We start from the raw sequence: 11,237 nt of genomic DNA on the forward strand, positions 1-11,237 counted from the left end.
GCCGAGGTAATGCACGCGTAAGAACGCCATGTTAAGCGCACGTTAGATCTGACGCCCGCTCCCTTGTCCGAACATCCTTCTGACGTAAGGCTCTGGCCGGCAGCTACTCCCCCCAGAAGCCCCCCGGAGGTATTTCGTGAGCAAGGCCCGCGTGCCGTGGAAAGCCGTGCTCGGCGGCTCGGTCGGCAACATGGTCGAATGGTATGACTGGTTCGTCTACAGCAGTTTCGCCGTCTATTTCGCCGCTTCCTTCTTCCCGGACGGCAACGACACGGCGAAGCTGCTCAACACCGCCGCGATCTTCGCCGTCGGCTTCTTCATGCGCCCGCTCGGCGGCTGGCTGCTCGGCCGCTACGCCGACAGGAAGGGCCGCAAGGCGGCGCTCACGCTCACCGTCACGCTGATGTCGGCCAGCGCCCTGCTGATCGCCATCGCCCCGACGTACGAGGCGGTCGGCTACTTCGGCGCGCTCGTGCTGGTGGTGGCGCGCCTGCTGCAGGGCCTGTCGGTCGGCGGCGAGTACGCGGCCAGCGCCACGTACCTCACCGAGGCCACCCCGCGCGGCCGGCGCGGCTTCGCCTCCAGCTTCCAGTACGTCTCCATGACCGCCGGCCAGCTCGTCGGCCTCGGCCTGCAGATCATCCTGCAGAACTCGATGTCGAAGGAGGCGCTGAGCTCCTACGGCTGGCGCATCCCGTTCGTGGTCGGCGCGCTGGCCGCCGCGGTCGTGTTCTACCTGCGCCGCAGCCTGCTGGAGACGGAGGCGTACGACGAGGAGGAGCGCGAGACCTCGCAGGGCCGCGGCACGATCGCGCAGCTGCTCGCGCACAAGAAGGAGGCGCTGCTGGTCATCGCGCTGACGATGGGCGGCACGGTCGCGTACTACACCTACACCACCTACCTCACCAAGTACCTGTCGAACACGGCGGGCCTGGCCAAGGAGACGGCCACGCTGGTGAGCTTCTGCGCGCTGTTCATCTTCATGTGCCTGCAGCCGCTGGCGGGCGGGCTGTCGGACCGGATCGGGCGCAGGCCGCTGCTGATCACGTTCGGCATCGGGTCGATGGTGGGGACGGTGCCGCTGATGACCGCGCTCGGCGGCGTGCAGGGCTTCGGCGGCGGCCTGGTGCTGTCGCTGATCGGGCTGATCATCGTCACCGGCTACACCTCGATCAACGCCGTGGTGAAGGCCGAGCTCTTCCCGACGCACGTGCGCGCGCTCGGCGTGGCGCTCCCGTACGCGATCGCGAACGCCCTGTTCGGCGGCACCGCCGAGTACGTGGCGCTGTGGTTCAAGGACAGCGGCATCGAGTCCGGTTTCTTCTGGTACGTCTCCGGCTGCGCCGCCGTCTCCCTCGTCGTCTACCTCTCCATGCGCGAGACCAGGGACGCCGCGCTCTCCCGCGCCGAGCAGGCCACGGCGGAGTCGGTGCCGGCGCGCGTCTAACCTGACGGCATGCGAGTTCTCCTGGTCGAGGACGACGATCGGCTCGCGTCCGCGCTCACCACGGCCCTCGACCGGCACGGCCACCAGGTCACCAGGGCGGGCCTGGCCGTCGACGCCCTCCGCCTGGCGGGGGGCGTCGACTTCGTCCTGCTCGACCTGGGATTGCCGGACATGGACGGGCTCGACGTGCTGCGCCGCCTGCGCCGGGTGTCGGCGGTGCCGCTGATCGTGGTCACGGCCCGCACCGAGGAGCGTGAGGTGCTGCGCGGCCTGCGGTCGGGGGCGGACGACTACCTGGTCAAGCCGTTCCGTACGGTCGAGCTGATGGCGCGCATGGAGGCGGTGGTCCGGCGGGGCACGCGCCCGCGCCCGCCGCGCGACGACGTGGTGAGCGTCGGCGACGTCCGCATCGACCTGGAGTACCGGCAGGTCACGGTGGCCGGGCGGCCGGTGACGCTGACGCGGCGGGAGTTCGACCTGCTGGCGATGCTGGCCCGCGAGCCCGGCGTGGTGCGCGGCAGGGAGGAGATCCTCGACGAGGTCTGGGGCGACCCGCTGCTGTCGGCCTCGCGCTCGCTCGACGTGCACGTGGCCCACCTGCGCTCCAAGACCGGCCGGCCGGGCCTGGTGGAGACGTTGCGCGGGACCGGCTACCGGCTGGGCTCGACGACGTGAACTCGCGGCTGGTGGTCACGTTCACGACGCTGATCGTGTTCCTGGTGGCGGCGCTGGCGGTGCCGCTGGGCCTGGCCTACGCCTCCCACCGGACGAACCGCCTGCTGCTCGACCGCCGCGCCGACGCCACCCGCTTCGCCGAGCTGGCCGACCAGGCCGCGCGGGACGACGACCGCACGGGGCTGCTGTCCGAGATCACCCGCTACGCCGACCTGTACGGCGCCGCCGTCCGCGTACGTGACCGCGACGGCTCCATCCTGCTGACCGCCGGCAGCTTCACCGCCGACGACGGCGACGCCCTGCGCCTGGCGTTGTCCGGCCGCACGACCGAGGACCTGCCCACGATCAGCCCGTTCGGCCCCGACACGGTGCTGCTGGCCGAGCCCGCGGGCCGGGACGCGCAGTTGTCCGGGGTGGTGCTGCTGCAGGCCCCCGCGGGCCGGGCCCGCCTGGAGGTGAGCCTGGTGTGGGCCGCGCTGGCGCTGGGCGCGCTGCTGATGCTGGGCGTCTCGACGGTGGCGGCCAGGCGGCTGGCGCGCTGGATCCTGCGGCCGGTCACCGAGCTCGACCGCACCACGCGGGCCATCGCGCAGGGCCGGATGGACGCGCGGGCGCATCCCGGCGCGGGCCCGTCCGAGCTGCGGCGGCTGGAGGAGCGCTTCAACGCGATGGCGGACGCGGTCGCGGGCGCGATGGAACGGCAGCGGGCGTTCGTCGCCGACGCCTCGCACGAGCTGCGGACGCCGCTCACGGTGCTGAGCCTGCGGCTGGAGAACCTGGAGCCGCATCTGCGGGCCGAGGGGACGGCCGAGTTCGAGGAGGCGATGGCCGAGCTGGACCGGCTGGCGCTGCTGGTCGAGGACCTGCTGGTGCTGGCCAGGGTGGAGGCGGGCGCGGGGGTCGAGGGCAAGGAGGTCGCGCTGGAGCCGCGGCTGGGGGTGTGGCGGGAGGTGTACGCGGCGAAGGACGTACGGCTGACGACCGACATTCCCGAAATGTCGGTCGTGCCGGAGGCGGCGGCCAGGATCGCCGACATCGCCCTCGACAACGCGCAGAAGTTCGTCCCCGCGGGCGGCACCGTGACCGTCACCCTGCGCGAGGGCGTGCTGCGGGTGGCCGACGACGGGCCGGGGCTGAGCGAGGAGGAACGCGCGGAGGCGCAAGCGCGCTTCTGGCGCTCAGGGGCGCACGCGAACGTGCCCGGCAGCGGCCTGGGCCTGGCCATCGCCGCCGAACTGGCCAGAGCCTGCGGAGCCACGCTCGAACTGCGTCCGGCCGAGCCGCACGGGCTCGTGGTCGAGCTCCGCCTGCCCGAGCCGTGACCGCCTCCCTGCTCGGGTCCCGCCCCTCGGCCTCACCCGTAGACGGCGCGGTAGTAGCGGGCGGCGCCCGCGTGCAGCGGCACGACTCCGGTGCCGATGGCGTAGCGCCGGTCCAGCCGTCCCCCGGGGGCCGACGGAGCCTGGAGCCGGTCGCGGGCGGTGAAGAGGGTCTCGGTGATCGTGTAGGCCAGGTCGTCCGGCAGCGAGGTCCGGCACATCAGGTAACTGGGCGTGCCCACGGTCGGCACCGCCCTGGGCCCGCCGTACGCGCGGGCGGGCACGGTGGCGTCCTCGTACACGGGGCCGAACTCGCGCCGCAGCACCGGCACCAGCGACTCCAGCGGCAGCAGCCGGATGTCGTCGAGCTCGGCCAGCGCGGGCGTGGGCACCCCGCCGGACCAGAAGAACGCCTCGACCCGGCCCGCGCGCAGCGCGCCGATGGAGGCATCCAGCCCCAGCCTGGTGATCCGGGGCGGACGCCGGAGCCGGGCGGCGGCCAGCACGCGGGTGGCGGTCACCGCCGTGCCCGAGCCCTCCACCCCGATGGACACGGCCCGCCCCGCCAGCCCGCCGACCGAGCTGATCTCGGAGTTCGTGCCGACGACCAGGTGCACGTAGTTCATGTACATCCTGGCCAGCGCGGAGACGGGCTGGTGGCGTACGCGTACGGCGTCGTCGGCGCTGTCGGCCAGCGCGAACCCGACGTCGGCGCGCCCGTCGGTCATCATCGTGAGGTTCTGCACGCTGGCGGCGGTCGGCAGCACCCGCACGCCCAGCCCGCCGCGCCGCAGCTCCTCGGCGAGCCGGTCGCCGAGCGCCCCGTAAGGCCCGCCCGCGAGCCCGGTCGCCAGCCGCAGCTCGGGCTGCCCGTCGCCGCCGCCCGAACACCCGGCGGCCCCGGCGGCGAACAGGGCGGCGAACCCCGCCACCCCGGCGAACGAGCGGCGGGATATCGGCATGAATTCACGGTACTCGGTGTCACAGAATGGACTTTGTGACGACCGCACGCCTGCGCATCTCCTCAGAGCTGAGGATGTTCCTGCCCGCGAACCGCCGCCACGAGTGGCAGGAGGTGACCCCCGACGGCACCTCGACGCTGGGCCACCACGTGGAGTCGATCGGGGTCCCGCTGACCGAGGTGGGGCCCATGGTGGTGAACGGCAGGGGCGTGGCGCCCTCCTACCAGCCGGCCGACGGTGACGTGGTGGAGGTGCATCCGGTCCCACGGCCCCAGCAGTTGCCCGAGGAGCCCCGGTTCCTGCTGGACGTGCACCTGGGCACGCTGGCGCGGCGGCTGCGGCTGCTGGGTGTCGACACCGCCTACCACAACGACATGGACGATCCGGCGCTGGTGGTGCAGGCCAACGAGGAGCGTCGAGTGCTGCTCACGCAGGACCGCGGCCTGCTGCGCCGCCGCGCGCTGTGGCTGGGCGCGTACGTGCGCGGCTCCGCCCCCGCCGACCAGCTCCGCGACCTGCTCGAACGCTTCTCCCCGCCGCTGCGCCCGTGGACGCGCTGCACCGCGTGCAACGGCGTGCTGGCGCCGGCGCCGAAGGAGGAGGTCGAGCCGCGGCTGGAGGCGGGCACGCGGCGCAGCTACGACGCCTACGGCCGCTGCGCCGACTGCGGCCAGGTCTACTGGCACGGCGCGCACAGCGATCACCTTGAGGAGATCGTCCGCACGGCCAGAGCCTGGGCGAGCGGCGCCGGCTCCGGTCAGGAGCAGAGGGCGAACGGGTCTGCGCCGGGCAGATAGTCCCTCCACTCGGCGGCGGTGAGCGCGCGTCCGCCCCGCTCGCACACCGTCGCGGCCAGGCGCGCGCCGTCGAGCTCGTGCGTACGGAACGTGCCGTCCACGCCCAGGCTGTGCAGCTTCGTCCCGTCGGCCGAGAAGCCGAGCCACGCGTTGTCGATCTGCGGCCCCGCCAGCCCGTCGTACACGACCCCGATCTGCCGCCCGCTCGCCACGTCCCACAAGCGCAGCCGCGGCCCGCCTTCGTACGAGGCGATCCAGCGACCGTCCGGCGACCATGTCAGCAGGGTGGCTTCGCCCATCCCGGCCGTCACGGGGAAGGCGCCGAGGCGGGTGCGCAGGTCACGGTCCCAGATGGTGATCCGGTCCGGTCCGGAGAAGGCGATCCTGCGCCCGTCGGGGCTGTAGGCGAACGTGCCCCCGAGCCGTGCGGCGTCGGCGGAAACGGGTACGAGGGTGTCGCGTCCCGGGTCGTAGAGCCGCGGTCGCGGGTCAGCGACGAACAGCCGGGCACCGTCAGGGGCGAACCCCATGGGCCCGTCACCCGGCGCGCCGCTGCCGGCGGACGACCTGCGCTTGAGGTCCCGCAGGTCCATCACGAAGAACGCGCCGCCGTCCGGCTGCACGGCCAGCGTCCGGCCGTCGGGCCCGAAGGCCAGCTCGGAGACACTGACGGGCGGCTCGGAGGCACTGTCGGCCGGTTCGGGGGTGCTGTCGGCCGGCTCGGGAGCGTTGTCGTCCTGCTCGAAAACGCCGCCGGGCGGCTCAGAGACGCTGCCGGGCTGTTCGGAGGTGCTGTCGACCTCATCGGTGACGCTGTATTCCGGTCCTGAGGCACTGTCGGTCTGCTCGGCGGCGAGCCCGAACTGCCGCGTGATCCGCCCGGAGGCGACGTCGAGCACGCGCACCACGTCGCCGTCGCCGAAGGCCAGCCGGGTGCCGTCCCGGCTGAAGGCCATCGCCTTCCCCTCGCCCTCCCAGGCGATCGGACCGGCCTTCCGCGCGCCGGTCGCCGGGTCGAGCAGTTCCAGGGTGCGCAGTTGGTGGGCGGTGACGGCCGAGGGCTCCCTCTTCACGGCCAGCACCCGGCCGCCGGGCGCCACTTCGAGGGTGACGACGTCGTGGTCGAGCGGCGGGTCGAGCCTCAGCGGCCGGTCGAACATCATGGAGACGTCCAGGGTGACGACGCCGCCCTGCCCGTTCAGCACGCGTACGGCCTTGCCCGCCAGGTCGTAGCGGACCTGGACGGGATCGGTCGGCAGCGGGAGGCTCAGCATGGTCGTCCAGTCGTCCCAGCGCGCCACGGTGAGCTCCTGCCCCGGTGACCACATGCCGACGTACCCGCCGCCGAAGACGAAATCCGCGGCCTGCAGCGGGCCACCCTCGATGGGCTGTTTCGCCCTGCGCGTGCTCAGGTCGTACAGGTGCACGACGGGCTTGTCGTGGCGGGGCACGTCCTCGATGAGCGCCAGTGCCCGGCCGTCGTCGCTGAAGGCGGCGGCGATCGTGGTGCCGCTGCCCGGCAGGGAGGGCAGGCTCAGCCGCCGGCCGCGTCGCAGGTCCCACACCTCGGCCGTCCGCTCGCCCGCGGCGACGACCCCGTAGCGGCCGTCGGGGCTGATCCCGGTGAGCGCCGCCCCGCCGGGAGCGGTGAGCTTGGCCCGCCCGGCCACGTCCCACCACTCCACGCCGCCCGACGCGCGCGGCACGGAGAGCAGCCGGCCCGACCGGTCGAACTCCAGCCCGCCGAACCCGCCCGCCTCCTTCGCGAACGGCTCGCCGAGCGGCCTGCCGGTGACGGTGTGCCACACCCGCACGCCGTCGTCGTCCAGAGCGGCCAGGCGGCGCCCGTCGCGGCTCACGGCCAGCCGGGTCATGCCCGCGCCGAGCCCGGTGACCTCGCGCAGCCGCCGCCCGCTCGCGACGTCCCAGAGCCGGGCGCTGTCGCCCGCCACGGAGGCCAGGACGCGGCCGTCCGGGTCGAGCGCCTGCACGCTCGACGAGTCCACGTACGGGGCCACGAACACGTCGCTCACGTGCTGGGACGCCGAGTCGAGCAGCGCTCCCCACGCCTCCGTCGTCTCCGGCGACAGCCGCCAGGCCGCCACGGACAGCAGCCGCGCCAGCTCCGGCTCCACCTCGCGCAGCCCGGACGCGCGCAGCGCCAGCTCCTTGGCCCTGGCGTCGTCGCGCTGGCGTACGGACTCCCTGCGCAGGTACTCGGCCGCCCCCAGCCCGGCCAGCGCGGCGGCCAGCAGCCCGGCCAGCGCCGCCGCGATCAGGCCGCGCCTCCTGCCGCGCCTGCGCACCTGGGCCGCGGCGGCGTCGAGGAACTCGCGCTCCCGCCTGGCCAGCGTGAGGTCCCTGCGCTCGGCGGCGGCCCAGCGCAGGGTGCGGTCCAGCGGGGTGCCCTGCATCAGGTCGGCGGGCCGCCTGCCGTGACCGTCCCACTCGGCGGCGGCGTCGGCCAACCGGCGGTGCACGGGCAACCCGTCGCTGTTGGCCCCCACCCAGTCCCGCAACCGCGGCCAGGCCCGCACCAGCCCGGGCGCGGGCAACTCGTACACCACCCCAGGCCGCTCGCCCGCCTCGCCCTTGCCCTTACCCGTCTCCCCGCGCGACTCGTCTGTCCCCCCGCTCTGCTCATCCACCTCCCCGGAGCGCTCGTCCGCGTCCTCGTTCCCGTCCGCCTCCTCGCGCCGCGTCACGAGGCCCGCCGCGGTGAACAGGTCGAGCATGGCGTCCAGGCCCTCGACCTCCGGCAGTTCGTCGCGCCGCACCGGGCGCAGCGCGTCGCCGTCGAGCATCCGCAGGAACACCTCGGGCACGCAGACCCGCTCCGCCTCGCTCAGCTCGCGGTAGAGCTCCTCGGCCACCGCGCCCAGTCCGGGACCCGCCTCACCGGTGAGTTCAGCCGCCACTCCGCTGCCGCGAACCAGCGGATCGTCCGCCGCACATGAGCCGCCTTCCGCAGCACCATCACCGTCGCCCGGCAACTCCGGCGGCTCCGGCGGCTCCGGCAGCCCCAGCAGGCCGAGCAGCAGGTCTCTGGCGGCCGGACGGGCGGCGGGATCCTGCGCCGTGGCGGCGGCCACCAGCGGCGCGATCCCCTCGGGCAGCCCCGAGACGTCGGCCGTGAACTCCAGCACCCGGCCCACCACCGCCATCGGCTCGCCCGCCGGAATCGCGTCACACCCCCGCGCCGCGAACAGCAGCACCATCGCCCACGCCCACACGTCCGCCGCCCCGCTGGCGGCGCGGCCGGTGAGCACCTCGGGCGCCATGTAGCCGGGCGTGCCCATGGCCGGTCCCGTCGTGGTGGGCCCGCTCTCGCGCGCCACGCCGAAGTCGATCACGCGCGGCCCGTCGGGGCCGAGGATGATGTTGTCCGGTTTGAGGTCGCGGTGCACGATGCCGGCCTGGTGGATGGCGGTCAGCGCGGTGGCCACGCCGACCGCGAGCCGGCGCAGCGGGCCGGCCCCGAACGGCCCGGATTCGGCCACCGCCTGACGCAGGCTGGGCCCGGGGACGTACTCGCTGACGATGTACAGCGGCGCCGTCTCGACCTGGGCCTCGATCACGGCGGCGGTGCAGAACGAGGCCACCCGCCCGGCCGCGGCCGCCTCCTTGGCCAGCCTGGCCCGGGCCTCGGGGCCGTCGAGCCTGGGCACCTTGACCGCGACGCGCTCGCCGCTCTCGCCGTACGCCTCGTACACGACACCCTGGCCGCCCGCGCCGAGCCGGCCGGCCAGCCAGTAGCGGCCCAGCCGTCGGGGGTCGGTGGGAGTGAGGGCAGTCATCAAGTGTGCCATTCTGATCGAGATCTCCTCCCCGAAGGAAGGCCGCGTGGAATTTCGCATCATGGGGCCGCTTGAGGTACGCGACGGCGAGGGGCACGACCGCACCCCGACCGTGCCCAAGCACCGCGACCTGCTCGCGATGTTCCTGCTGAACGCGGGCCGCCCGCTGACGGTCGAGCGGCTGCGCAGGCTGCTGTGGCCGCGCGAGGGCGGCGACCGCTCCGACTCCCTGGTCCGCGGTTATGTCGGCGAGCTGCGCCGGCTCGTCGGCAAGGACGTGATCAGCACCGTGTCCGGCTCGTACGTGCTGGCGCTCGGCGACGAGCAGCTCGACATCGACCGCTTCCGGCTGCTGGTCGACAAGGGCGCCTACGAGGAGGCGCTGAGCCTGTGGCGGGGCGACCTGCTGGAGGACGTCGATCCCGAGGGCGAGCGCTGGGCCGAGACACGACATCTGCGCGAGGAGCTGGAGGAGCTGCGGCTGCTGGCCCTGGAGCGCAGGCTGCAGGCCGACCTCGACGCGGGCCGCCATCGCGAGCTGCTGGTGGAGCTGCGCCGGCTGACCAAGCAGCACCCGACGTGGCAGCGCTTCCGCGGCCAGTACATGCTGGCCCTCTACCGCAGTGGCCGCCGGGTGGACGCGCTGGCCGCGTACGCGGTGCTGCGCGACCAGCTCGACGGCGGGCACGCCATCGAGCCCGACTCGGAGCTGCAGCTCCTCTACCACCGCATGCTGCACGACGACGTCTCGCTGCACGTCTCGGCGGGGCCCCCGGTGCTGCTGCCGCCCGACGTGCCCGACTTCACCGGCCGCGCCGGCCTGCTCGACCGGGTGCTCGGCGACCGGGTGGTGGTGCACGGCCAGGCGGGCGCGGGCAAGTCGGCGCTGGCCGTGCGCGCGGCCTGGCGCGGGCGCGAGGCGTACCCCGACGGCATCCTGTACGCCGACCTGCGCGAGACGACGTCGCCCGCGGCCGTCCTTGAGGACTTCCTGCGCTGGCTGGGCTGCCCGGCCCAGGCGATCCCGGCGACGCTGGAGCAGCGCGAGCGCCTGTTCCGCGCCTACTGCGCCAACCGGCGGCTGCTGGTGCTGCTCGACAACGCCGCCGACGAGGCTCAGGTGCGCCCGCTGCTGACCTCCTGCCCGACGGTCGTGACCAGCCGTTCCCCGCTGGGCGGCCTGGCCGGGGCGACCCGGCTGTCGGTGGGCGTGCTCGGCCCTGAAGAGTCGCTCGACCTGCTGACAGCCGGCTCAGGCCGGCCCGCCGATGAGGCGATGGGCCGGCTGGCCAGGTTCTGCGGCGGGCTGCCGATCGCGCTGCGCATCGCCGCCTCCAGGCTGGCGGCCCGCCCGGAGTGGACGGTCGACTACCTGGTGGGTCTGCTGGAGGACGAGCACGGGCGGCTCGACCGGCTGCACGCGGGCGACCGGACGGTGCGCAGCGTGTTCACGGTCGGCTACGACGGGCTGCCCGAGCCGGCCCGGCTGACGCTGCGCGGCCTCGGCGCGCTGTCGGCGCCCGACTTCGCCGACTGGCTGACCGAGCAGCTCGGCGGCGGCGCCGAGGCGCTGGTGGACGCGGGCCTGCTGGAGACGGCGGGCGTGGACGCGGCGGGGCAGGTCCGCTATCGGATGCACGCCCTGACCAGGCTGTTCGCCCGCGAGCAGCCGGTGCCGGGCGTGCTGGACCGGGTGTCGGCGGTGGTGCTGGCCAGGGTGCGGGCCTCCCGGTTCTCGCTGGTGTCGGGCGATCCGGCGACGGCGGTGGCGACCCGCGACATCAGGGAGTCGGTCGAGTGGCTGGACGCCGAGCGCTCGTTCCTGGTGAGCCTGGTCGCCGACCTGCACGACGCGGGGCTCGACGACCCCTGCTGGCGCCTTGCGCACCTGCTGGCGCCCTACCTGGAGCGGCACCGCTTCCTCGACGACTGGCGTGAGGTGTCGCGCCGGGCGCTGGAGTCGGCCCGCCGTTCGGGGGACGACCAGGGCGAGGCGCTCGTCCTGCTCGACCTGGGCGATCTGCATCTCGCCGAGCGCGAATGGGATCTGGCGCACGAGAAGCTGCGGCTCGCGCTGGGCATGTTCCTGCGCCAGGGCCGCACCCGGAAGGTGAACCACACCCGGCGCCGGCTCGGCCGGGTGCACCTGGAGCGGGGCCGGCTGGAGGAGGCCGAGCGGGCGCTGGTGTCGTGTCTGGAGGCTGCGTCGCGCTGGTTGCCCGCAGCCTCCAGACACGACA

Annotated in this window: 7 protein-coding genes; 5 read left to right on the forward strand and 2 right to left on the reverse strand. The window is 74.1% G+C overall.

Annotation, left to right across the window (positions count from 1 at the left end; all coding sequences use genetic code 11):
• The first annotated feature begins 136 nt into the window (after positions 1-136).
• The 3 genes from ABFX54_RS18590 to ABFX54_RS18600 are packed head-to-tail and all read left to right on the forward strand — an operon-like array spanning position 137 to position 3,444.
• Entirely contained in the window at positions 137-1,447 is a 1,311-nt protein-coding gene (locus tag ABFX54_RS18590; RefSeq protein WP_346106375.1) for an MFS transporter, read from the forward strand.
• A 9-nt stretch (positions 1,448-1,456) separates the two neighbouring features.
• On the forward strand, positions 1,457-2,122 hold the full coding sequence (locus tag ABFX54_RS18595) for a response regulator transcription factor (protein ID WP_346106377.1): 666 nt from the start codon (positions 1,457-1,459) through the stop codon (positions 2,120-2,122).
• Entirely contained in the window at positions 2,119-3,444 is a 1,326-nt protein-coding gene (locus ABFX54_RS18600) for a sensor histidine kinase (protein ID WP_346106379.1), read from the forward strand. Before ABFX54_RS18595 ends, ABFX54_RS18600 begins: the two co-directional genes overlap by 4 nt.
• Positions 3,445-3,476: 32 nt before the next feature.
• On the opposite strand, the gene ABFX54_RS18605 is transcribed toward ABFX54_RS18600, so the two are convergent.
• The gene (locus ABFX54_RS18605; RefSeq protein ID WP_346106380.1) at positions 3,477-4,403 is read right to left on the reverse strand and encodes a TAXI family TRAP transporter solute-binding subunit; all 927 of its coding nucleotides are present in this window, start codon (positions 4,401-4,403) and stop codon (positions 3,477-3,479) included.
• Between the two features lie 26 nt (positions 4,404-4,429).
• On the opposite strand from ABFX54_RS18605, the gene ABFX54_RS18610 reads away from it, so the two are divergent.
• Complete coding sequence (locus tag ABFX54_RS18610; protein ID WP_346106382.1) at positions 4,430-5,200, forward strand: Mut7-C RNAse domain-containing protein; 771 nt, start codon at positions 4,430-4,432, stop codon at positions 5,198-5,200.
• Here the strand turns inward: ABFX54_RS18610 and ABFX54_RS18615 are convergent.
• Positions 5,161-8,997 carry a protein kinase domain-containing protein gene (locus ABFX54_RS18615; protein ID WP_346106383.1) on the reverse strand — a complete coding sequence of 1,279 codons (3,837 nt, stop codon included), beginning with the start codon at positions 8,995-8,997 and terminating at the stop codon, positions 5,161-5,163. The two genes, ABFX54_RS18610 and ABFX54_RS18615, sit on opposite strands and share 40 nt — an antisense overlap.
• A 46-nt stretch (positions 8,998-9,043) precedes the next feature.
• Between ABFX54_RS18615 and ABFX54_RS18620 the strand changes: the two genes are divergently transcribed.
• Positions 9,044-11,237: AfsR/SARP family transcriptional regulator (locus ABFX54_RS18620; protein WP_346106385.1), on the forward strand; the 2,194-nt coding region annotated here is incomplete at its 3' end.

The sequence above is a fragment of the Nonomuraea maheshkhaliensis genome (genome assembly GCF_039529435.1).
Lineage (GTDB): Bacteria > Actinomycetota > Actinomycetes > Streptosporangiales > Streptosporangiaceae > Nonomuraea > Nonomuraea maheshkhaliensis.

Coding starts and splice junctions, on each gene's coding strand:
- ABFX54_RS18610 (WP_346106382.1), top strand. CDS start 4,430: ATGGACTTTGTGACGACCGCACGCCTGCGCATCTCCTCAGAGCTGAGG.
- ABFX54_RS18615 (WP_346106383.1), bottom strand. CDS start 8,997: ATGACTGCCCTCACTCCCACCGACCCCCGACGGCTGGGCCGCTACTGG.
- ABFX54_RS18605 (WP_346106380.1), bottom strand. CDS start 4,403: ATGCCGATATCCCGCCGCTCGTTCGCCGGGGTGGCGGGGTTCGCCGCC.
- ABFX54_RS18595 (WP_346106377.1), top strand. CDS start 1,457: ATGCGAGTTCTCCTGGTCGAGGACGACGATCGGCTCGCGTCCGCGCTC.